Here is a 23,113-nt window from a genome sequence, read left to right on the forward strand (position 1 = left end):
TATCCAGCCGGTGGGCAGCGCCGCCCCCCTGTGCCATAACCGCCACGACAATGGCTGTGGCGCAAGGGAATGGCAATGGCGGACGTGACGGTGATGGGCGCGGGCATTTTCGGCCTCTCGGTGGCATGGGCCTGCCTTGGCCGTGGCGTCTCGGTGCAGGTGATCGATCCGCATGGCCCGGGCGCGGGCGCTTCGGGTGGCGTCGTAGGCGCGCTGGCGCCTCATGTGCCGGAAAACTGGAACGACAAGAAGGCGTTCCAGTTCGACAGCCTGATGATGGCCGAAGATTTCTGGGCGGGCGTGCAGGACGCCTCGGGCCTCTCGCCCGGTTATGCGCGTCTTGGCCGGTTGCAGCCCGTGCCCGACGATCACGCCCTCGATCTGGCTCAGACCCGCGCCGCGGGCGCGCGCACCCTCTGGCAGGGGCAGGCCGACTGGGAGGTGATCCGCGCCGACACGCTCGACTGGGCGCCGCTCACCCCGACCGGCTGGCTCATTCGCGACACGCTCACCGCACGTCTGCATCCGCGCCTTGCCTGTGCAGCACTTGCCGCCGCGATCACCGCGCGCGGCGGCAAGGTGTTGGCCGAGGGCGCTCTCTCCGGCTCTGTCGTCTGGGCCACCGGGGTGGCCGACCTTGACGCGCTGACGGCCCATCGCGGGCGCATGGTCGGAAACGGGGTCAAGGGGCAGGGCGCCGTGCTGGCCCATGCCGCGCCGGACCAACCGCAGCTTTTCGCCGACACGGTGCATATCGTCCCGCATGAGGACGGCACCACCGCCATCGGCTCCACCTCCGAGCGGGACTATGACGATCCCGCCACCACCGACGAGCAGCTTCACGCCGTGATCGCCCGCGCCCGCGCCGCCGTTCCGGCCCTGCGCGATGCGCCGGTGATCGAACGGTGGGCCGGGGTGCGTCCGCGCACCCGGTCGCGCGCGCCAATGCTCGGGGCGCACCCGCTGCATGAGGGTCAGTTCATCGCCAATGGCGGGTTCAAGATCGGCTTCGGCATGGCGCCCAAGGTGGCGCAGGTGATGGCCGATCTTGTGCTCGACGGGGTCGACGGGATACCCCCCGATTTCCGCCCCGAGGCCTCGCTTTAGGCCGGTTTGTGTACGGGATGGACACAAATTCGGGGGAACGCGCCGGGTTTCGTCCCAAACGCGCGTAGGTTTCGTATGGATCGTACCAAATCAGCGGGCTGTCGCCTCCATGCATTGCCGCCCGTCCGGGCCGCGCACCCATGCCCGCCCATCCGAGCGCCAGCACAGCTCGGCGGTCTCGAAATGCATGAGAGGGGCCGTGGCCCGGAAGGCAAAAGAGGACAGGCCGCCAAGCTCGCGTTCGGCCAGCAGCATCAGCAGTTGCGCCAGCAGCGGACCATGCACCACCAGACCCGCATAACCTTCTATTTCTTTCGTGTAATCAATATCATAGTGGATGCGATGCCCATTGAATGTCAGCGCGGAATAGCGAAAAAGCAGGGTGCTGTCGAAGCTGCGGGTCTCGCAGATATCCTCGTCTTTCGCCGCGTCCGGCGGGGTCGGTTTGGCGGCGTTCGGGTCCGGGTCTTCGCGATAGACAAGGTCTTGCCGGTCGGTAAGGCACAGGATGTCGTCCTGCCAGATCTCATGGCGTAACGTGACAAACCCAAGCGGCCCGCTGCGCCCCTGCTTGTGTTTGGAATTGTCCATATAAGTCAATCGTTTGGCGGTAATTCCCGCGCGCAGGGGCGCGTGGAATTGCATCTCTCCCCCGGCCCACATCCTGCGCGGCAGACCCATATCCGGGATCAGCCCGCCCACCTTCGGATGCCCATCTCTTCCAAGGTTTTCAGGGGGTTGCGGGTCCCAGAAATACAGCTGATGGAAAAAAGGCGGCAGGGCATCGCCGCTCTGGATCGTCCCATCAAGCCCAAGCGCCACCTGCATCGCCCTCGCGCGGGCAGGATCGATCACGTCGGATATCATATGTATCGGCTGGCTCATGACGGCAAGTTAACCCACTGACATAAAAGGAACAATCCTGAAGTGCGTTGGGCGCCCACGGCCCTCTTGCAACCGACATCAGCACTCAAGGATATCGGTTGGACCATCGCTTTTTGCCGCTATCCTCCGGCAAGAGCACAATGGCATTCAGCAGACCATCATCCTCTCTACCGAAAGTCGCAAACCTTTGTTTCAAAACGGAAATCTCGCTTAAGTCACAGCGGCGCGCAGCGCCTCCATGCGCGTTGCCAACACCTTGAGGTAATGCTCATTCGTCAGCGCGCCGCTGTCGTCGAATTCCTTTCCAGCCGCCGCCACACACAGCATTTGTCCCGGCAAAACAAGAGCTTGCAAAGGCGAAAGGCAGCTCAGCACCATGAATTGCCCTGTTTCGCCCCCAGTCCGTCCGGCATTGGCCGACATCACCACGGTCGGCTTGTCCTTGAACGGCATCCCCTCGACCCGGCTGATCCAATCCAGCCCGTTTTTCAGAACGCCGGTGATACTCTTGTTGTATTCGGGCGACGAGATCACGACAGCATCCGCGTCACGGACCTGCTGCGCAAGGGCCTTGACCGCCTGCGGCACACCTTGGGCCTGCTCGAGGTCACCGTCGTAAAGCGGCAGGTTGAGATCAGCCTCCAGCGTTTCGGCAGGGCCGAATGCCGCCTGGGCTTCCTTGAGCAGCATTCGGTTGAAAGATCCTTTGCGCAATGAGCCGCAGATCGTCAGAAGCGTCGGGCTGGACATCTATTTCCCCCTTTGCAGGTTACGTTATTGGCCTTCAACTTGGCACGATCCCGCGGCAAGGCAACAGCACTGCACGCACAGGCGATGTGCGATATGGGTCAACCAGAAAGCCCCGGGCGCGGGAAGCGTCCGGGGCAAGTTGGCCATGTCTTGGCGGGAGGAATGTCTTACCAGTCGCTCGGGCCTTTGTCTGCAAAGGCATGAACAAGGAAGTCGATGAAGGCGCGCACCTTCGGCTGGGTGAACCGGCCGGGCGGATAGACGGCATAGATGCCCTGCGTCTCGACCGGCAGATCGGGAATGACATCCTCGACCAGCCCATCCTGCATCGCCTTGGCATAAAGAAAGCTGGGAAGATACGCGATCCCGAGCCCGGAAATGGCGGCATTGAGAAGCGACTGCCCGTCATTCACCGACAGCCCGCCCGCGGTGCGGACCTGACGTTTCTCGCCGGACGGTGCCGTCAGTTTCCAAACCGAGCCGTTGGCCTGACTGGTGTAATGCAGGAGCCTGTGTTCGTTCAGATCGTCGATCTTGGCCGGGCGCCCGTATTTCTGAAGATAGGCGGGGCTGGCGATCATGCGCTTGGTGGTTTCGGTCAGCTTGCGGGCACGCAGGCTGCTGTCTTCCAACTCTCCGATCCGCACGGCCATGTCGAACCCTTCCGAGATCAGCTCGACATAGCGGTTGTTCAGCACCATGTTGACCGAGATGTCCGGGAATTCCTCGAGGAAACCACCCAGAACCGGGCTCAGATGATTGACGCCGAAATCGGTTGCGACCGATATGCGCAGCAGGCCCGAAGGCGCCGATTGCATGGAACTGACCAAAGCATCCGCCTCGCCAGCATCGTTCAGAACGCGCAAGGCGCGGTCGTAATAGGCCAGACCGATTTCTGTCGGGCTGACGCGGCGTGTCGTTCTGTTCAGAAGGCGGGCGCCAAGCCGAGCCTCAAGCGATGAGACGTGTTTGGACACGGCTGATTTCGAAATGCCCATCTTGCGCGCAGCGTCCGTGAAGCCACCTTGGTCCACGACCGTTGCGAAGGCCTCCATTTCAGTAAGACGATCCATGCTCGTTACCTCTAATTCTTTGACAGATACCGGTATCCCCCGAAAATCGGGCACAACTGGGGCGTCGGGCGGACAATATCTAGGTTTTGTTCTGGATCGTTCGTGGCACGGAAACAAGCACACGAAGGTTTCTCATCATGCGACAGAGATAGCGTTTGCTATCGGAAGGTCACAAGGTCGCGGCCAAGCGGGTGCCCTGATCTATGGCGCGCTTGGCGTCAAGTTCTGCCGCGACATCCGCGCCGCCGATGACATGTGGCACAATCCCGCGCGCCTCGAGCGCATCGGCAAGGCTGCGCTCGGATAGCTGTCCGGCGCAGAGAACAACTGTGTCGACTTCGATCAGGGTCGGGTTTTCCCGCGCCTCGCCTTGGCTGATATGAAGCCCGCTTGCGTCAATGCGTTCGTAATTCACGCCGCTCATCATCTTCACATTCTTCATGCGCAGCGCGGCGCGGTGAATCCAGCCCGTCGTCTTGCCAAGCCGCTTGCCGGGGCGTTCCGCCTTGCGCTGCAGAAGCGTCACCTGTCGTGCTGGGGCTTCGGGCCTTGGGCCTTCCGGCGCCAGGCCGCCGCGCGATATGGCCGGGTCACCCACGCCCCACTCGGTTTTCCAGGCCTCGAGATCTTCCGTCAGTCCATGGCCGTCATGCACCAGATACTCGGCAACGTCGAAACCGATGCCGCCTGCGCCGACAATAGCCACGCGCTTGCCCACAGGCGCATCCCCTCGCAGCACATCGATATAGGACACCACATTCGGCCCGTCCTGCCCGGGAATGCCGGGATCGCGCGGGATGACCCCGGTGGCGATGATGACCTCGTCAAACCCGTCCAGATCGTCGGCTGTGGCAGCCATACCCAGCTTCAGGGTGATGTCCAGATCGCGGATCATCGTTTCATACCAGTCCACCAGCCCGTGAAATTCTTCCTTGCCGGGGATTTTGCGCGCCATGTTCAACTGACCGCCAAGACGGGTGTCGCGATCGAAGAGGGTCACGGCATGCCCCCGTTCGGCTGCTGTCATGGCTGCGGCAAGGCCTGCAGGGCCCGCACCGACAACCCCAATGGATTTCGGGCGATCGGTTGGCGTGACGGTCAGTTCAGTCTCAAAACAGGCGCGGGGATTGACCAGACAGCTCGAGATCTTGCCACTGAAGGTATGATCCAGACAGGCCTGATTGCAGGCGATGCAAGGGGCGATCGTATCCGCCCGCCCATCGGCCGCCTTGCGCACGAAATCGGGATCGGCAAGGAAAGGCCGGGCCATCGACACCATGTCGGCGCAGCCTTCGGCCAGAACCTGTTCGGCAACCTGCGGCGTATTGATCCGGTTCGAGGTGATGACCGGAATGCCCACTTTCCCCATCAGCTTGCGGGTGACCCATGCAAAGGCCGCGCGCGGCACCGATGTGGCGATGGTGGGAATACGTGCCTCGTGCCAGCCGATCCCGGTGTTGATGATGCTGGCCCCGGCCTCTTCGACCCTTTGGGCAAGTTCGATCACTTCGTCGAAGGTCGAGCCATCGGGCACAAGATCAATCATCGACAGCCGGTAGATCACGATGAAATCCGACCCCACGGCGGCGCGCACGCGGCGCACCACCTCGAGCGGCAGGCGCATGCGATTTTCATAGCTGCCGCCCCATCGGTCGCTGCGCCTGTTGGTGTGAGTGACGAGGAACTGGTTGAGGAAATAGCCTTCGGACCCCATGATCTCGACCCCGTCATAGCCTGCCTCGCGGGCGCGGGCGGCGGCGGTGGCGATGTCGGCGATCTGCTTTTCGATCCCGTCCTCGTCCAGCTCTTTCGGGGCAAAGGGCGAGATCGGCGACTTCACCGGGGACGGGCCGACACAATCGGGGCTATAGGCATAGCGGCCCGCATGGAGAATCTGCATCGCGATGCGCCCGCCCGCATCATGCACGCGATCGGTCACATGACGATGATTGGCGATATCCTCGGGGGTATAAAGCCCTGCGGCCCCCGGAAAGACGCCGCCCTCCCGGTTGGGCGCCATGCCACCGGTCACCATCAGGCCGACACCGCCGCGCGCGCGTGTCGCGTAGAATTCCGCGACGCGGGTCCAGTCCTTGGTTTCCTCCAGCCCGGTATGCATCGACCCCATGAGGACGCGGTTCCTGAGCGTCACATGGCCCAGGTCGAGCGGTGCGAGAAGGTGGCTATAGTCAGTCATGGGGGCCTCCGGTCATTCGGGGGCAGGATGACCTGCGCGCTGCGTCTTGTCATCTGGAACGCTGCGTTAAGCGGTCAGCCCGACTGTGTCAGGCCGCATCGCTCGCGGCCCAGTCCCAATACATCTCTAGAACACGGCGTGTCACCGGGCCGACCTGATAGCTTGTATCATCGAAGGCCGTCACAGGGGTGACCTTCATCATGTTGCCCGACAAGAACACCTCGTCCGCGTCATGGAAATCCTGAAAGCTCATCACCGTCTCGTGCACTCGCACGCCATCTGCGCGAAGGTTCGTGATATGCCGCGCGCGGGTGATGCCCGCCAGAAACGTGCCGTTGGCCACCGGGGTGAACACCTCGCCGTCCTTGACCGCAAACACATTGGCCGTGGCGGTTTCGGCCACGTTGCCAAGCGCATCGGCAACGAGCGCGTTGTCGAAGCCTTTGGCGCGGGCTTCAGCGATCATCCGGGCGTTGTTGGGATAAAGACAGCCGGCCTTGGCGTTGACAACCGCATCCTCCAGCACAGGCCGGCGAAAGCGTGTCCGCGTCAGCCGCGCCGAGGCGCCGGGTGGGGCCATCGGCACCTCTTCGAGGCAGATGGCAAAGCCTGTTTCGCCGCCAACCTTGGGCATGACCCCGAGCGGTCCGCCCTCGATCGCCCAATACATGGGGCGGATATAGACGGCCGCATCGCGCGCATAGGCGCCGAGACCTTCGTGGATGATATCGACCATGTCCGAGGCGTCCATGGTGGGGGTGATCATCAGCGCCTCGGCCGAGGCGTTGGCCCGCGCGCAATGGCGGTCGAGATCGGGCGTTAGCCCATGGGCGAAACGCGCCCCGTCGAACACCGTGGTTCCCAACCACGAGCCGTGATCCGCCGCCCGCATGATCGGCAGGTCCCCGTCATGCCAGGCGCCTTGAAAATAGGTTCGAATATTGGTGCCGACCGCCATATGTCCCTCCAGATATATGCCCGCAGGTTAGGCGGGTTGCGCGACAGGGTCCAGAGGGGGCGGGGTGGCTTGTGTTGCGAGGGCGAGGGGCCAGCCCCTCGCGCTCCCCGGGATATTTGAGGCCAGAAGAAACGATCACGGGGCCTCGGCCAGAAGGGCCGCAATATCGAGCGGCGCATTCGTCATGGCGAGGGCGCCTGAGGCATCGCGCGGCCAGTCTTCGGGCGCGCGGTCGCGATAGAGTTCCACCCCGTTGCCGTCCGGATCGCTGATATAGATCGCCTCGCTGACGCCGTGATCGGCGGCCCCCTCGATCTTGATGTCGGCGGCCATCACCCGGCGCAAGGCATCGGCGAGCTGTGCGCGATCGGGATAGAGAAAGGCCGTATGATAAAGGCCGGTATGGCCGCGCGGTGCTGCCGTGCCGCCGAGACTGTCCCAGGTGTTCAGCCCGATATGGTGGTGATAGCCGCCCGCGCCGAGAAAGGCGGCACTGTCTCCCCAACGCTGCTGAAGGGTGAAGCCGAGCACCCCGGAATAGAACGCGATCGCCCGGTCGAGATCGCCGACCTTGAGATGCACGTGCCCGATCCGGGCCTGCGGATGGATGGGTTGGGTCAAGGCGGCTCCTTTCGCTCAGGGTGGAGCAAAGCTAAGGGTGCCATGGACCTTCCGGCAATTGGGCAGAAACGGGCAGGTTATGTGCGGTGATGCGCGAGTGGTCAGTAAGGATTGCGCGGCGCGCGGTCGGCGGACAGCGATTGCTGCCTGCGCTGCACCAGACGTTCGAGCGCGTCGGCGAGGTGGATTTCCGCGATGTTGTAATCGCCGCGTTCCACGCGGATGCGGTGCGCCTCGATCATCACATCGGCATGTGAGCAGCCGAAGGGCGGCTCGAACCGATAGCAGGCCAGTTCGATCAGAAGCCCGAGCGGATCCTTGAAATAGATCGAGTCCATGAACCCGCGATCCTTGGGCCCGGAATGGCCGATGCCACGCTCGTTCAGGCGTTCGACCACCTGGGAGAATGTCGCGTGGCTCACGTTGAAGGCGACATGATGCACGCAGCCCGGGTCCGTCGGCGTGCGGTTGTGAACGGGTTTGCGGGTCTCGTTGGTGAAAATGGTGATCAGCCGCCCGTCACCGGGATCGAAATAGAGATGGCCCTCGTCAGGATCATCGAGATTGGGCTGATCGAAGATGAAGGGCATTCCCAGAACCCCCTCCCAGAAATCGATCGAGGTCTGCCTGTCGGCGCCGGTCAGCGTGATATGGTGCACGCCTTGTGTCTGCAGCTTGCGCATCGGTGTCTCCTTTTTTACGGGCGCCGCGAGGCCTTTGCAGAGGAGGCGATCGTCAGGGCATCGCGCCGACCATTCCCATGATCTGGTAGGTTTGCTGGAGGATCGGCTGGGCAATCGTGCGGGCGCGCGCGGCGCCATCTGTCAGAATGTGGTCGATTTCCGACACATCTTTCATCAGGCGGGCCATTTCATCGGAGATCGGTGCGATCCTGTCGACAGCAAGATCGGCGAGCATCGGCTTGAACTCGGAAAACGGTTTGCCGCCGACCTCACGCATCACATCAGCGACGCTTCGATCCGACAGGGCGGCGTAGATATTCACAAGGTTGCGGGCCTCGGGCCGGTCCTCCAGCCCCTCGGCGTCGGAGGGCAATGGCTCGGGGTCGGTCTTGGCCTTGCGGATCTTCTTGGCGATCGTATCGGCATCGTCGGTCAGATTGATGCGGCTCATGTCCGAAGGGTCGGATTTCGACATCTTCTTGGTGCCGTCGCGCAGGCTCATGACGCGGGTGGCTGCCCCTTCGATCACCGGCTGGGTTTCGGGAAAGAACGCCACACCGTAGTCGTGATTGAACTTGCGAGCGATTTCCTGGGTCAGCTCCAGATGCTGTTTCTGATCCTCGCCCACCGGGACATGGGTTGCGTGATAGACAAGGATATCGGCGGCCATCAGCGCAGGGTAACCGAAAAGCCCAAGGCTGGCCTGCTCGGCGTTCTTGCCGGCCTTGTCCTTGAATTGCGTCATGCGCTTCATCCAGCCCATGCGCGCGACGCAGTTGAAGACCCATGCCATCTGGGTGTGCTCGGGCACCTGGGACTGGTTGAACAGGATGGATTTCTGCGGATCCAGCCCCGATGCGATGAAGCCGGCGGCCAGTTCGCGTGTGGCATGGCGCAGTTTCGCGGGATCCTGCCACACAGTTATCGCGTGCAGATCGACCATGCAGAAGATCGACTCGACCCCCTCGTTCTGGCTGTTGGCGAACCGCTTGAGCGCGCCAAGGTAATTGCCAAGCGTGAGGTTGCCCGAAGGCTGGATGCCCGAAAAGACACGCGGGGTGAAGGCTGCCTCGGCCATGGCTGATCTCCGTTGTGGATTTCTGTGCCTGCCTCGCTTACCCATGGGCCAAAGCCCCGTCAAGGATACCCGGCATGAGCAGCGCCCCGCATGACCACCCCGTAAATCCCTTGCCACCCGTTATCGTCGCGCTTTTCCTGCTAATTGTCGGGATTGAGGCGATGTTCTTACTGGGCACACGCGGGATTCTGGGAGGGCCGGAGGCTGTCGGCTGGCGGCAGGCGGCGATACAGGATTACGGGTTCAATGCCGAGATCTTTGCCTGGATGCGTCAGCAAGGCCTGTGGCCGATGGAGCATCTCAAGCGGTTTGGGACGTATATTTTCATCCACGGCTCGTTCACTCATGCGCTGATTGGCGGTGTGATGCTGCTGGCGCTTGGCAAATTCGTGGCCGAGGTATTTGCGCAATGGGCGACGCTGGTGTTGTTCGTCGCGTCCGCCGTAGTGGGGGCGCTTGTGTTCGGGTTTGTCGGACCCGAGCGGCCCTGGCTCATGGGGACATTTCCGGGGGTTTATGGGCTGATTGGCGGGTTTACTTACCTGATGTGGCTCAAGCTGGGGCAGATGGGGGCCAAGCAATACCGGGCCTTCACCCTGATCGGGTTGCTGATGGCGTTGCAGCTGGTGTTCGGTTTGCTGTTCGGTGCGAACAGCACCTGGGTGGCGGATGTGGCGGGGTTCGCGTCAGGCTTCGTGCTGTCGTTTTTCCTGGCGCCGGGGGGCTGGGCCAAGATCCGCGCCAAGATCAGGCATCGCTGAATGCTCAGCGGCGGAACGCTTGCCGGAACTCGGACAGGCGGAACGCGCCGATCAGGTGGCCGATGCCGAAATAGCTGATGATCCCTGCGAGGATCATGAAAACAAGGGCGATCCAGCGCAAACCCGACATGCCGAACATCGGCAGTAGAAGCAGGTTTACCCCCCAGATCACTGCGCCCATCGCGACCGAGGCCAGCCCGATGCGCCAGACGCGGCGGCGGAAACGGTCGTCGACGCGGGCCACCTCGCCAAAGGGGTGCGCACCGCGAAACAAGAGCCAGACCATGACCCAGCCGGCGATCGTGGTGGCGATGGCGGCGGCGATCCAGCCGATCACGAAAGCAAGGCCAACGGCGAGAGCCGCGTTCACGATCATGGCCACAACGGCATAGCGGAAGGGGCTTTTGGTGTCTTCGCGGGCGAAGAAAAGCGGTTGCAGGATCTTTTGCAGAACGAAGGCCGGAAGCCCCAGCCCGTAGATCGCCACGGCAAGTGCGGTGGCGGCTGTGTCGTCGGTGGTAAAGGCGCCACGCTCGAACAGGACCGAGACCAGAGGCAGCGGCACAGCGACAAGGGCGACCGCGCAAGGCACTGTAAGGGCGAGGGAAATTTCGGCCGCGCGGGAATACGCCTCGCGCGCGCCGGACTGGTCATCGACCTTGAGACGGCGCGACAGATCGGGCAGCAGCACGATGCCCACGGCGATCCCCACCACGCCAAGCGGAAGCTGATAGAGCCGGTCCGCCGAGTAGAGCCAGCTGACCGCCTTGTCATAGTTCGAGGCGACCTGCTGGCCCACCAGAAGATTGACCTGCATGACCCCGCCGGCAAGGGCTGCCGGGATGGCGATCCGGACGAGGCGGGCCATGTCGGGCGTCCATCTGGGGCGGGTCGGCAGGATGCGGAACCCGGCGCGGCGGGCCGCGTTCCAGACCAGTGCAAGCTGAGCTATGCCGGCAAAAGGTATAGTCCAAACAAGGGCTTGCGCGACGGCGCCGCCGGTTTGAGCGGCGACAACCATGGCCGCCACCAGCATCACGTTCAGCAGCACGGGTGCCGCGGCGGCGGCGGCGAAGCGGCCTGCGGCGTTGAGCACGCCCGAGAACAGGGCGGCGAGAGAGATGAACAGGATATAAGGAAAGACGATGCGCCCGAACTCGACCGTGAGATCGAAGCGCGCGTCGCCTGCAAAGCCCTCGGCGGTGGCCCAGACCAGCGCGGGCATGAAGATCATCGACAGCCCGGTGAGCGTCAACAGCACAAGGGCAAGACCGGACAGCGCCTGCGAAGCAAACTGTTCATGATCTTCGTGGCCTTCGTATTTCTTTGAAAACATTGGAACAAATGCCGCGTTGAAGGCGCCTTCGGCAAAGAAGCGGCGGAACATGTTGGGCAGGCGGAAGGCGGCGACGAATGCATCCATCAGCGCGCCGGGGCCGAGATAGTTGGCGATCAGCACGTCGCGGACGAAGCCCAGAACCCGGCTCAGAAGGGTCCAGCCGCTGACGGTCAGGACACCGGAAAGCAGGCGGACGGGTTTCATGATGGCTGGCCTCGGGTTGGGGCGGGTGGGGCAAGGAGTAGCCCATCGCAGGAAGGGGGGGAAGGGGGAGACGCGGCGGAGACGGGCGAATCAGGGTTAATCGCCTGAAAAGGCGGCAAAAAGCCGGCTCAGTATCACGTCGGTATAACGTCGGTATCGCGTCGGTGCAGGATCGGTGCGAAGCGCCGGACGATCAATGATTAACGCATCGCGCGGCCCGAAGCGGGCCTGCGCGGAATGCAGGCCCGGTCGGGTCGGGTACACGCAAGCCCTGTCAGAGGATCTCGCAGAGTTTGCGGCGCTGGATCTTGCCCGAGGGTCCCTTGGGCAGTTCCGGCAGGAAATGCACCCGGTCGGGGGATTTGAAGCCCCCCAGCTTGCTGGTGCAGATCGCGATCAGATCGGTCTCGGAGAGGGTTGAGCCCTGACGGATCGCCACCGCCGCTTCGACGCGTTCGCCATAGCGGTCACAGGGGCGTGCGAAGGCGGCGGCCTCGATGATGTCGGGATGGGAATAGAGGGCCTCGTCGACTTCGCGGGGGGCGATGTTTTCGCCGCCCTTGATGATCAACTCCTTGAGGCGGCCAGTGACGAAGAAGTAGCCATCCTTGTCCTGCCGCCCCAGATCGCCGGTACGCAGCCAGCCATCGGGGGTGAAGGTATCGGCGGTGGCTTGCAGGTTCTTGAGGTATTCGAGCATCACATTCGGCCCGCGCACCGCGATCTCGCCTTCCTGACCGGGGGCGATAGGCTGCAGATCAGGGCCGAGGATCGCCGCCTCGTTGCCGAAAGCGATGCCCGGAGAGCCGATCTTGCGCACACCGGGAGGCAGGGGGTTCGACAGGATTTGCGCGGCGGTTTCCGTGAGGCCCATGGTTTCCACGATGGGCACATCGAAGCGGGTTTCGAACGCGGTCTGCACATCCGGGGCCAGAGGAGACGAGGCCGAGCGCCCGAAGCGCAGGCGCGTCTTGACCGAAGCGGGCGGGTCAATGTCGGAATGCAGCAGGTGGGAAATGATCGTCGGGACAACGGAAAACCATGTGGCTTTCGACTGTTCGGCCCAATCCCAGAAGCGGCTGGCCGAGAACCGCGAGCACAGCGCCAGCGAGCCGCCTGACACCAGAGATCCCATGACCGACACGCACAGCCCGTTGATATGGTAGATGGGCAGCACGCAAAGCCCCCGATCATCTGGCGAGAGATCATGGGCGATCGATGGCGTCCAGCCGCCCGCCAGAAGGCTGGCATGGGTATGGACCACGCCCTTGGGCCGTCCGGTGGTGCCCGAGGTATACATCAGCAGCGCATGATCGGAGGGCGACAGCGGCGGCAGGTCCGGGGCGGTGTCGGTGGCCGTATCGGGGACATTCGCCGGGGTGAGCCGGGTCACCGGGAGGCCTTGGGCCGCATCGGTGAAAAGCTCCATCGCGCTGTCATCGACGAAGGCGAAGCGCGCTTCGGAATGGTCGAGCGCATAGGCGATGGCATCGCGCCCGGCGGCGAGGTTAATCATCGTGGCGCGGAACCCTCCGACCAGCGTGCCGTAGAGCGCCTCGATGGCGGGGCGGCCATTGGGCATGACAATGGCGATGCTTTCGCCCTTCTGCGCGCCGCTCGAGAGCAGCAGACCGGCAATCCGGTGGGCGGTGGCGCGCAGCGTCGGCCAATCGAGCGTGTCGCCGGTTTCGGGAAAGACGAAGGCGGTGCCGCCTGTCTGTGCGCGGGCGTCGATCCAGTCTCGGACCGTGCCGGCGGGCGGAACGGTAGGGGACAGGATCATTTTCCCGCATCCGCCCAGTAACCGGAGAAGATGTCTTCGACCGAGGGTTCGACAGGGGGGATTTCGCGGACGATCTTGGTGGTCTGCATGAAATGCCGCCAGTTCAGATTGTCGTCGATGGAGTTGCCGCCCCAGCTTCCGCAGCCCATCGACAGGGAAAAGGGCATGCCGTTGTTGAAGGCGCCGCCGGTGGCGAAGCAATGCGCCTGATTGACGATGACGCGGCAGGTGGGGATCGTCTCGCCCAGATGGAGCGCGCGGTTTTCATCGGCGCTGTGCAGGCCGATGGAATGGCCGGCACCCTGATGTTCGAGGACGCGGCTGGCGATGTGGGCGGCGTCGGAGAAATCGGCGGCGCGATAGAGCGCGACCACACGGCTGAGCTTTTCGCCCGACAGGGGGTGGTCCGGGCCGATGCCCTTGGTTTCGACGGCGAGGAATTGCGTATCGGCGGGCACCTGCCCGGTCAGGCCAAGCGCTTCGATCATCACATCGGCGTCCTGAGCGATGACCGAGCGGTTGAGCTTGCCGTCGGGCCAGAGCCGTTCGACGATCTGCGCCTCGCCGCTTTCGGGGATCAGCGCGCCGCCATGCCGGGCCATTGCGGCCACAAAGGCGTCATAGATCGCGTCCACCACGACCAGAGCGTTTTCCGACGAACAGGAGGTGGCGTTGTCGAAGGTCTTGGAGGCGGCGATCTTTTGCGCGGCGGCGTCGAGATCGGCGGTGTCGTCGACGATCACGGTGACGTTGCCTGCGCCCACGCCGATCGCGGGGGTGCCGCAGGTATAGGCGCGGCGCACATTGTCCTGACTGCCGGTCACGACCACCAGATCGGATTGCTCCAGCATCCGCTGGGTTTTTTCCTTCGAGCCTGGGGGCGGAACCATCTGCACGAGGTCATGATCCAGCCCGATCTTGTCGAATTCCGCATGGATGAAGCCGAGAAGCATCTCGCAGGCGGCGATGCCCTTGGGCGAGGGCGACAGCACGATTGCGTTGCCGCATTTCAGGGCGTTGATGATGTTGTTGGCCGGGGTCGCGGCCGGATTGGTCGAGGGAACCACGGCGCCGATCACCCCGATGGGGCGGGCGATCTCGGTGATGCCGGTGGCGGGATCGTCCGAGACGATGCCATGGGTTTTGGCGGTGGCGATATCGCGCATCAGGCCAAGGGTCTTGCGGTGGTTCTTGGTGATCTTGTCGGGCACGTTGCCCAGGCCCGTGGTCTTGACCGACAGTTCCGCGAGGGCACGGTTGCGGCCCGGCTCCATGATCGCCCATGCGGAGGCCTGTGCGGCGCGGTCATAGCGGTCCTGGGTGGCGCCGTCCTCGAAGGTGGCCTGAGCGGCGCGGGCGCGATCCATGATGCGGTCCACGGCGGTGATGTCTTGATGCGCGTTCATAACGGTCTTTCCTTGGTAGGGTGGACAGGGCGGGCGGTCCGCCCTGTCCGGTGGGTTTTGCGTAAGTGCTGCGAGGGTCAGAGACCGGCGAGCAGTTTCTCCAGAGTGGCCTGACGGGCTTTCCACATCTCGATCACTTCATCGCGGCCCATGATCTTCATCGGCGAGCCGCCGGCTTCCATCTTGCTTTGGACGCGGCTGCTCTCGAACATGGCGGGGACGGTCGCGGCCAGTTTGTCGATCACCTCTTGCGGGGTACCCTTGGGCACCATGATGCCGCGGAAGTTCACGCTGGCGTTGTCGATGTCGTAGCCCTGTTCGATCATGGTCGGCACGTCGGGCAGGAACGAGCTGCGCTCGAGGTCGAACACGCCGAGGATCTTGACGTTGCCGGCCTGCGCGGCGCGGAACGCGTCGGAGAGGTTGTTGACCCCACCCAGCACGTCGCCCGCGATCACGGCTTTCATGGCGCCGGCGCCGCCCTGGTTGTTCGGGATATAGGCCAGTTTCACGCCTGCGGCCTGCTCAAGCTGCAGCGCTGCGATGTGGTGACCCACGAAGAGGCCCGCGCCCGAGAAGGTCAGCTTGCCGGGGTTTTCCTTGGCGTAGGCCACGACATCGGCCATCGAGTTGAAGTCGCTGTCGGCGCCGACGACGAAAACCGCCGGGTCAGCGCCCCAGTTGGCGATCGGCTCGAAGCTGTCGATGGAGTATTCCACGCCGCCTTCGATCGACTGGGCGATGAAATGGGGCACGTTGTAGGCGCCAAGAGTGTAGCCGTCGGCCTCGGCCTGCGTGGCCAGCCAGTTCCAGCCCACACGACCGCCCGCGCCGGGCTTGTTGACGATGGCGATGGGCTGCCCGAGGGCATCCTCGTTGCCCGCCGTCATGGTGGCGATGCGCGCCTGAAAATCGGTCGCGCCGCCTGCGCCGTAGCTGACCATCAGCATCAGCGGACGTTCGGGGTAATCCTGTGCCACTGCGGGTGCTGCGGCCAGTGCGAGGGCCGTTGCGACCCCTGTCAGTAGTTTTCTCATCTTGGTTTTCCTCCCTTGGATGACGTTTGAACCGGTTTCACCCGGCTTATTGAAACAGCGCTTCTTTTGGCGTGAATACGCTGAGCACATGGGCGAAGAGGCCATACATGACGGCCACGAAGCCCACGGTAATGATGATCCGCTTGATCCAGCTGCGCATCTCGGAATGAGGGTTGGGATCGTAGATCGACAGCAGGATGAAAAAGACGATGGCTGAGGCGGTGTAGAATCCGAGCGCCTTGGCCGCCCAGAACACGTAGATCAGCGTAACGATCAGCCCCGGCAGGATGTTCACCATGATCCTGCGGCTGATGCCGTCGCCCGCCCGGGACCAGCCCAACACGGCCTTTGCGAAGGTCCACAGCGCAAGGGCCACGAACACGGTGGAGATCAGGCGCGGGAACAAGAACGCCTGAGCGGGTTGCTGGGTGTAGCTGATAAAGCAGATCCAGATACCGGCCAGAGCGACGAGCCCCGAGGGAATGATGTGTTGCCAACGGCTCATGCGCGGGCCTCCTTGTCGTTGCGATCGAGCTTGCGCTGCCGGATTTCCATCCAGACCGAGTAGACGACCGATGCCGCGACGATGAAGATCAGCGTGAGGTTCAGGGCGCCCGAGAAGAAATAGGGCAGGCGGCCGGTGGTGGCGTCGGCGATCATCGCGCCCTGGATGAAGTTGGCTTCCGCGATCGGGCCGAGGATCAGGCCGAGCACCAGGGGTGCTGCCACGAAGCCGAACCTTTCGAGGAAATACATCCCCACACCGAGGGCCGCCATCACATAGACATCACCCATCGAGTTCTGCACCGAATAGGAGCCGAATACCGCCAGCCCCAGCACGATCGCGGCCATGACTGATTGCGGCACCTGCGCCACGCGGGCCGCGAAGCCCGCGACATAGAGACCGAAGATGCACATCAGGATCTGACCGATCAGCATCGAGTTGATGAAGGTCCAGGCCACGTCGGGGTGGTTGTCGAACAGATCCGATCCCGGGAAGATTCCGTGGATCAAAAGCCCGCCCAGAAGCACGGCGGCGGTCGGGCTGCCGGGCACGGACAGGGTCAGAAGCGGCACCAGCGAGGGTCCGACCATGGCGTTGTTCGCGCTTTCGGCGGCGATCACGCCTTCGGAATGGCCGGTGCCGAATTTCTTGCGGTCAGGGCTGAATTTCTTGGCCTGATCATAGGCCACAAGCCCTGCGATCTGCCCGCCCACACCGGGGATCAGGCCGATGAAGGCGCCGATGCCCGTGCCGATGGTAAGCGACCGGCTGCGGCGAAAGGTTTCGCGGATCGCGGCGCCGATCGGGTGGCGCTGAACCTTCAGCACCTCTGCGTCAGGGGCTTTGCGCCCTTGCGCGAACATGGTCATCACCTGCGGAATGGCAAAGAGGCCGATCAGCGCCGGGATGATGTTGATGCCGCCCGAAAGCTCAGGGTGGAAGATGAAGCGCTGTGCGCCCATGATGTCGTCAAAGCCGATGGTGGCGAGCCACATGCCGATGCAGCCCGACAGAAGCCCCTTGACCACCGAGTTGCTGTCCAGCGTGCCGATCACTGTCACACCGAGGATCGCCAGCCAGAACAGATGCGACGGCCCGAAGGCCAGCGCCCATTGCGACAGCGCCGGGGTCAGGAAAATCAGCAGCAGCACCCCGAACACCCCGCCGATGGCCGACGCGATGAACGACAGTTGCAGCGCCTCGGCGCCACGGCCCTGCGTGGCCATGGTATGCCCGTCGAGCGTGGTGGCGATATTGGCCGGCGCACCGGGGATCTTGAGCAGGATTGCACTGACCGCGCCGCCGGCGACGGTGGATGTATAGGCCGCACCCAGAAGGATCAGGCCCTGTGCCGGTTCCAGTTGAAAGGTGAACGGAATGAGCAGCGCCACCGCCATGGTGGGCGACAGGCCCGGCGTGGCCCCGAGGATGAGACCGCCGATTGTTCCGATCAACAAGAGCATGAACGAGATCGGCTGAAAGACCTCGTCGAAATATCCGATGAATTCCAAGAAGTGCCCCTCCCTTGGCTCTTCCCGCCGCGATGGGCGTTTGACAATTTAGGCTAGAAGATGAAAATAGTAATGCAAATGTTTTCATAAAATGCCGGAAAATACGCATTAAATGACTGATATAAAAATAAAAAAGGCAGATATTGTGGCTGTGGCGAACGCGGCGAAAGTGTCGCCTTCGACCGTGTCGCGTGCGTTCAACCACCCTGATCTGGTCAACCCTGCGACCCGCAAGAGAATCAATCGCGCGGTCGAAAAACTGGGCTATATCCGCAACCGTGCGGCACAGGCGATTCACGGGCGCCGGAATGCCACGATCGGGCTGATCGTGCCGACGATCAACCATGCGATCTTTGCCGAGGTGATCCAGAGTTTCTCGGATGCGATCGACGAGGCGGGGTTCACCTTGCTGATCGCGTCGCATGGCTATTCGCTGGAGCGGGAATACGACATGATCCGCAAGCTGATGGAACATCGCGTGGATGGAATCGCCCTTGTGGGGCTGGAGCATTCCGAGGCCACGTTCCGCCTGTTGCGCCAGCAAGACACGCCCTGCATCGCGATCTGGAACTATTCGGGGACGTCGGACATGCCCTGTGTCGGCGCCGATAATCGCGAGGCGGGGCGGTTGGCGGCACGGCATCTGCTGCAGGCGGGGCATCGCGATATCGGGCTGATCTTTCCCAGCATCGAGGGCAATGACCGCGCCCGTCAGAGGCTTGAGGGCGCGATGGAGGAGATCCGCGCTCATGGCGTCGAGGTGCGCGATGGCTGGCGGCAGGAATCGCCCTACAGCATCACGCTGGCCAAACAGGCGGTGCGCGGCATGATGGACAGTGACCAGCGGCCCACGGCACTGGTCTGCGGCAATGACGTGATTGCGCAGGGCGCGATCTTCGGGGTGCAGAGCCGGGGGCTGTCGGTGCCGGGGGACGTGTCGGTGATCGGGATCGGGGATTTCAATGGCTCGCTCGACATGGAGCCGGGGCTGACCACGGTGCGCATCCCGGCCGAGGATATCGGCAAGGTGGCGGGCCAGAGACTGACCTCGCTGATCGTTTCGGAGACGCGCGAGATGTTCCGCTATCGCTGCGATTTGCAATGCATCGTGAGGGGCACGACCCGGCCGCTGACATAGGCGGCCGGGCTTCTTGGCTCAGGTTTCGGCGCGGACGGCGCCTTCGGAGATCGCGGTGCGCAGTTTCTTTTCGAGGGCTTTCTGCTTGGCCTCGGAATGGAATTTCAGGCCGAACATGTCCTTGACATAGAAGGTATCGACCACCTGCTCCCCATAGGTCGCGATCACGGCGGAGTTGATGTAGACATTGGCGTTGGCCAGTGTCCGCGTCAGATCATAGAGCAAGCCGGGGCGGTCGCGTGTGTCGACCTCGATGATGGTGTAGATTTCGGAGCCTTCGTTGTCGAAGGTGATATGGGTCGGCACCTTGAAGGCGCGTTCGCGTTTCTTGAGCTTGTCGCGCGAGCGGATCGCTTCGCCGGCGACCACATCGCCCTTGAGGGTCTTGCGGATCATGTCGCGCAGGCGTTGCAGGCGTTCGGCCTCGTAGGGGCTGCCTTCGGCGTCCTGAATCCAGAAGGCGGCGGTGGCGAATCCGTCCTTGGAGGTATAGGTGCGCGCGTCCACCACATTGGCGCCGACGAGCGCCAGAGCACCGGCCAACCGCGAGAAGATGCCGGGATGATCGGCCAGCGCGAAACAGGCGCGGGTGGCGTCGCGGTCTTCGTCGATGGCAAGGTCGATGGCGATGTCATCTTCGTGCAGGTCTCGCAGAAGGCGTGCGAAGACGACATGCGCCGTCACATGAAGGCCCTGCCAGTAGGGCGGGTAATGGCGCGCGGTTTCACGCTTGAGATCCTTGGCGGGCCAGTCATCGAGGGCGTCACGCAGATTGCGCTTGGCATCCGAGCCGCGCTGTTCGCGGTTGAGATCCTCGAGCCCGCCTTCCATGGCGCGGCGGGTTTGCCGATAGAGCGCCCGGATCAGCGAGGCTTTCCAGTTGTTCCAGGTGTTGGGCCCGACACCGCGAATGTCGCACACGGTCAGCACACAGAGCAGATCGAGCCGTTCCTTGGTCTGCACCGCCTTGGCGAAGTCGCGCACGGTGCGCGGATCGGCGATGTCGCGCTTCTGGGCCATGTCGGACATCAGCAGGTGGTAGCGCACCAGCCATTCGACGGTATCGACCTCCTTGGGCTTCAGGCCCAGACGGGGCGCCACCTTGCGGGCGATCTGTGCGCCGACGATCGAATGATCCTCGTCCCGGCCCTTGCCGATGTCATGCAGCAGAAGCGCCACATAGAGCACCTTGCGGTTGACGCCTTCCTTGAGGATCGAGGAGGACAGGGGCAGATCTTCGACCAGCTCGCCCCGTTCGATCTGCGCGAGGTTCGAGATGCACTGGATGGTGTGCTCGTCCACCGTATAGCTGTGATACATGTTGAACTGCATCAGGGCGACGATGGGTTCGAATTCGGGGATGAAGGCCGACAGAACATCCAGCTCGTTCATCCGCCGCAGCGCGCGTTCGGGATTGCCTTGCTTGAGCAGCAGGTCGAGGAACAGTTTCTGCGCGCCGGGATCGTTGCGCATATCCTCGTCGATCAGCTGAATATTGGCCGAGACGAGGCGCATGGCGTCGGGATGGATCAGAAGGCCGGTGCGCAGACCTTCCTCGAACAGCCGCAGGATGTTGAGAGGGTCCGACAGAAACTGTTTGTCGTCGCTGATGGCCAGGCGACCATGCACCTCTTCATAGCCATCCTTGAGCTTGCGCTTGCGCCGGAACAGGCGCTGCAGGATCGGTTCGGATTTGACATGTGCCGCTTCCAGCTTGGTCAGGAAGATGCGCGTCAGATCGCCCACGGCGGTGGCGTGGCGGAAATAATCCTGCATGAACACTTCGACGGCGCGGCGCCCGGAGGTGTCGCAATAGCCCATGCGTTCGGCCACCTCGACCTGCAGATCGAATGTCAGCTGATCGGTGGGGCGGCGGGTGATCAGATGGATGTGGCAGCGCACCGCCCAGAGAAAGTTCTCGGCCTTGGCGAAGGTGTCCAGCTCCTCGGTGGTGAACATGCCCACGTCGACAAGTTCGGCCACACTGTCGACCCGGTGCAGATACTTGGCGATCCAGAACAGCGATTGCAGGTCGCGCAGACCGCCCTTGCCCTCTTTCACATTGGGTTCGACCATGTAGCGCTGGCCACCCTGCTTGCGGTGCCTCTCGTCGCGTTCCTCGAGTTTGGCTTCGATGAACTCACGCTCGGTGCCGTCGAAGAGCTCGTGCCAAAGGCGTTTGCGGAAGTGATCGGCCATCTGGCGATCCCCGGCCAGAAACCGGTTTTCGAGAAGCGCCGTACGGATCGTGAAATCCTCGGCTCCGAGGCGCAGGCAGTCGCGGATCGTGCGGCTGGAATGACCGACCTTCAGCTTGAGGTCCCACAGGATGTAGAGCATCGATTCGATGACGCTTTCGGCCCAGGGGGTGATCTTGTAGGGGGTCAGGAACAGCAGATCGACATCGGATTGTGGGGCCATCTCGCCGCGGCCATAGCCGCCGACCGCGAAGACGGTGATGCGTTCGGAATTGGTGGGGGTCGCCAGCGGGTGCATATGGTTGATCGCCACGTCCAGCGCGGTCAGGATCACGCAATCGGTGAGCCAGCTATAGGCGTGCACGGTGGGACGCGCCGAAAACGGATGTTCCGCGAAGGCATCGGCGATCACCTGGCGGCCATGACCGAGGGCTTGCGACAGGACGGAGACCACGGCCTTGCGCACGGCCATGTGATCGGAGCCTGCCGAGGCCAGCGCCTCGGTCAGACGGGCGTCGACCGAGGCGGTGTCGAAAATGTCCCGGGCCGGGCAAATCAGGTTGTCCGGCGTGGATACTGCGTCCTTCATGGTATCCTTTCGGCTGGCCCCTGGCCGGTCCTAGAAGCCCGCCCCACCGAAGCTGCGCGGTGCGGGGTCGATGACGACAACCTGATTTTGCCGAATGGTGGCCACGGCCAGCCCGCGTTCGTTGGTTCCGTCAGGGCGGAACCGGAAGACGCCGTTGACGCCCTGGAAGCCTGCGCTTTGGGTCAGAGCCTCGCGCGTCAGCGCATCGCGCTGGCGGGTCTGGGCAAGGGCGCCCACGGCTGCGATCCCGTCATAGGAGAGCCCCGCCAGATCATGCGGGCGCTCGCCATAGGCCGCTTCGAAGCGCTGGCGGAACTGGGCGCTGCGCTGTGGGTCGGGCAGGGCGAACCAGCCGCCCTGAACACCCGGAAGCTCCAGCGTCTGGGGCGGCGTGTCCCACCGGCTGAGACCCATGTATTGAACCGTGTCGGGGCTGAGACCGGCTTCGGGCAGCATCTGCGAGAAGAGCGGCAAGGCGCCGGCAGTGTTGGCGGTGAGGAAGATCGCGTCGGCCCCATTCTGGGTGGCGGCCATTCTGATCTGCGGGACGGCGGCGACCACGCCGTCTTGCGAAAATTCATATCCGACGCTGCCTGCTTGTGTCCCCCCGTGCCGCGCGATCGCCTGCTCGATGGCCTGACGGCCAAGCTGCCCGGAGAGGTTGTCCGAATAGACCGACATGATCCGGGACTTGCCTTGCCGGGTGGCGAAGGAGACGAGCCTGTCGGCGGTGTTGTCGAAGGTCTGTCCCAGAACGAACAGGTTTCCGCCTGCGATCGTCGGATTGTTCGAGAAAGTGAGCACGTTCACGTTGCTACCCGCAACAGCGACCGCAACTGCGTTGGCGGATTCCGCATGCAACGGGCCGATGATGATCCTGGCCCCGTCCGCCACGGCGTTCATGGCGGCGGTCCTAGCCTGAGCGGCCTGCCCGGCGGTCCCGTAGACGCGAAGGTCGATCTGAACCCCGCCGAGATCGGCGACAGCCAGTCGGGCCGCGTTTTCCATGTCACGGGCGAGTTTCTGCTCCTGAGGCACACCCGACCCATGTGGCAGCAGCAGCGCCACAGGCACCGGCGCCGATGGGGCAATCGGTTGCCCGCCGCCGGTGGTCGTCGCCACGGGTTGGCAGGCGGCCAGCCAGACAAAGGCGAAAAGGGCGGCAATCCGTGTGGCTGGCTTGCGGACGAGGGACAAAACGGCGAACATGGCTACGGTCACTCCTTGATTTCCGGTGGGGCCGTAGCCCGATGCGGTCTCGGGTCCGATAATAAACGTCATGCGAGGCGG

At 63.3% G+C, this 23,113-nt stretch carries 19 protein-coding genes; 3 read left to right on the plus strand and 16 right to left on the minus strand.

From position 1 onward, the window contains the following. The first annotated feature begins 75 nt into the window (after window positions 1-75). Window positions 76-1,107 carry an NAD(P)/FAD-dependent oxidoreductase gene (locus tag RAZWK3B_RS14145; protein WP_007816287.1) on the plus strand — a complete coding sequence of 344 codons (1,032 nt, stop codon included), beginning with the start codon at window positions 76-78 and terminating at the stop codon, window positions 1,105-1,107. Window positions 1,108-1,197: 90 nt separating this feature from the next. On the opposite strand, the gene RAZWK3B_RS14150 is transcribed toward RAZWK3B_RS14145, so the two are convergent. From RAZWK3B_RS14150 to trpS, 8 genes are all read right to left on the minus strand, one after another. After that, a complete protein-coding gene (locus RAZWK3B_RS14150; RefSeq protein WP_232279543.1) occupies window positions 1,198-1,992 on the minus strand; it encodes an HTD2 family dehydratase in 795 nt (264 codons plus the stop codon). 210 nt (window positions 1,993-2,202) lie between these two features. Then, window positions 2,203-2,742, minus strand: a complete 540-nt coding sequence (locus RAZWK3B_RS14155; protein WP_007816297.1) for an NADPH-dependent FMN reductase — start codon at window positions 2,740-2,742, stop codon at window positions 2,203-2,205. A gap of 167 nt (window positions 2,743-2,909) precedes the next feature. Continuing rightward, a complete protein-coding gene (locus tag RAZWK3B_RS14160; RefSeq protein ID WP_037295921.1) occupies window positions 2,910-3,815 on the minus strand; it encodes a LysR family transcriptional regulator in 906 nt (301 codons plus the stop codon). A gap of 169 nt (window positions 3,816-3,984) precedes the next feature. Then, window positions 3,985-6,012 (minus strand): NADPH-dependent 2,4-dienoyl-CoA reductase, encoded by a 2,028-nt coding sequence (locus tag RAZWK3B_RS14165; RefSeq protein ID WP_037295923.1) that lies wholly within the window; start codon window positions 6,010-6,012, stop codon window positions 3,985-3,987. A gap of 88 nt (window positions 6,013-6,100) precedes the next feature. Further along, window positions 6,101-6,970, minus strand: coding sequence for a branched-chain amino acid aminotransferase (locus tag RAZWK3B_RS14170; protein WP_007816302.1), 870 nt, complete (start codon window positions 6,968-6,970; stop codon window positions 6,101-6,103). 135 nt (window positions 6,971-7,105) lie between these two features. After that, on the minus strand, window positions 7,106-7,591 hold the full coding sequence (locus RAZWK3B_RS14175; RefSeq protein WP_007816304.1) for a VOC family protein: 486 nt from the start codon (window positions 7,589-7,591) through the stop codon (window positions 7,106-7,108). A 101-nt stretch (window positions 7,592-7,692) separates the two neighbouring features. Beyond that, the gene (locus RAZWK3B_RS14180; protein ID WP_007816306.1) at window positions 7,693-8,274 is read right to left on the minus strand and encodes a VOC family protein; all 582 of its coding nucleotides are present in this window, start codon (window positions 8,272-8,274) and stop codon (window positions 7,693-7,695) included. 52 nt (window positions 8,275-8,326) lie between these two features. Then, window positions 8,327-9,352: a tryptophan--tRNA ligase gene (gene trpS / locus RAZWK3B_RS14185; protein ID WP_007816307.1), complete on the minus strand. Its 1,026-nt coding sequence runs from the start codon at window positions 9,350-9,352 to the stop codon at window positions 8,327-8,329. 74 nt (window positions 9,353-9,426) lie between these two features. On the opposite strand from trpS, the gene RAZWK3B_RS14190 reads away from it, so the two are divergent. Then, window positions 9,427-10,113: a rhomboid family intramembrane serine protease gene (locus RAZWK3B_RS14190; protein WP_007816308.1), complete on the plus strand. Its 687-nt coding sequence runs from the start codon at window positions 9,427-9,429 to the stop codon at window positions 10,111-10,113. Between the two features lie 4 nt (window positions 10,114-10,117). Here RAZWK3B_RS14190 and murJ read toward each other — a convergent pair whose 3' ends face one another. The 6 genes from murJ to RAZWK3B_RS14220 all read right to left on the minus strand — a co-directional run bounded on the left by murJ (window position 10,118) and on the right by RAZWK3B_RS14220 (window position 17,898). Then, window positions 10,118-11,656 (minus strand): murein biosynthesis integral membrane protein MurJ, encoded by a 1,539-nt coding sequence (gene murJ, locus RAZWK3B_RS14195; RefSeq protein ID WP_007816309.1) that lies wholly within the window; start codon window positions 11,654-11,656, stop codon window positions 10,118-10,120. Between the two features lie 274 nt (window positions 11,657-11,930). Next, window positions 11,931-13,439: an AMP-binding protein gene (locus RAZWK3B_RS14200; protein WP_007816310.1), complete on the minus strand. Its 1,509-nt coding sequence runs from the start codon at window positions 13,437-13,439 to the stop codon at window positions 11,931-11,933. Further along, window positions 13,436-14,845, minus strand: a complete 1,410-nt coding sequence (sauS, locus tag RAZWK3B_RS14205) for an acylating sulfoacetaldehyde dehydrogenase (protein ID WP_007816312.1) — start codon at window positions 14,843-14,845, stop codon at window positions 13,436-13,438. Before sauS ends, RAZWK3B_RS14200 begins: the two co-directional genes overlap by 4 nt. Before the next feature lie 77 nt (window positions 14,846-14,922). Beyond that, a complete protein-coding gene (locus RAZWK3B_RS14210; RefSeq protein WP_007816314.1) occupies window positions 14,923-15,882 on the minus strand; it encodes a tripartite tricarboxylate transporter substrate binding protein in 960 nt (319 codons plus the stop codon). A gap of 46 nt (window positions 15,883-15,928) precedes the next feature. After that, a complete protein-coding gene (locus tag RAZWK3B_RS14215; RefSeq protein ID WP_007816317.1) occupies window positions 15,929-16,387 on the minus strand; it encodes a tripartite tricarboxylate transporter TctB family protein in 459 nt (152 codons plus the stop codon). After that, complete coding sequence (locus RAZWK3B_RS14220) at window positions 16,384-17,898, minus strand: tripartite tricarboxylate transporter permease (RefSeq protein ID WP_007816320.1); 1,515 nt, start codon at window positions 17,896-17,898, stop codon at window positions 16,384-16,386. Before RAZWK3B_RS14220 ends, RAZWK3B_RS14215 begins: the two co-directional genes overlap by 4 nt. A 112-nt stretch (window positions 17,899-18,010) precedes the next feature. Between RAZWK3B_RS14220 and RAZWK3B_RS14225 the strand changes: the two genes are divergently transcribed. Continuing rightward, window positions 18,011-19,036 carry a LacI family DNA-binding transcriptional regulator gene (locus RAZWK3B_RS14225; protein ID WP_007816322.1) on the plus strand — a complete coding sequence of 342 codons (1,026 nt, stop codon included), beginning with the start codon at window positions 18,011-18,013 and terminating at the stop codon, window positions 19,034-19,036. An 18-nt stretch (window positions 19,037-19,054) separates the two neighbouring features. Here RAZWK3B_RS14225 and RAZWK3B_RS14230 read toward each other — a convergent pair whose 3' ends face one another. Together RAZWK3B_RS14230 and RAZWK3B_RS14235 are read right to left on the minus strand one after the other, a co-directional pair. Beyond that, window positions 19,055-21,823: a [protein-PII] uridylyltransferase gene (locus tag RAZWK3B_RS14230; RefSeq protein ID WP_007816328.1), complete on the minus strand. Its 2,769-nt coding sequence runs from the start codon at window positions 21,821-21,823 to the stop codon at window positions 19,055-19,057. 30 nt (window positions 21,824-21,853) lie between these two features. Continuing rightward, window positions 21,854-23,032 (minus strand): penicillin-binding protein activator, encoded by a 1,179-nt coding sequence (locus tag RAZWK3B_RS14235; RefSeq protein ID WP_007816329.1) that lies wholly within the window; start codon window positions 23,030-23,032, stop codon window positions 21,854-21,856. Between the last annotated feature and the right edge of the window lie 81 nt (window positions 23,033-23,113).

Source organism: Roseobacter sp. AzwK-3b (assembly GCF_000170875.1).
Classification (GTDB): domain Bacteria; phylum Pseudomonadota; class Alphaproteobacteria; order Rhodobacterales; family Rhodobacteraceae; genus Roseovarius; species Roseovarius litoreus.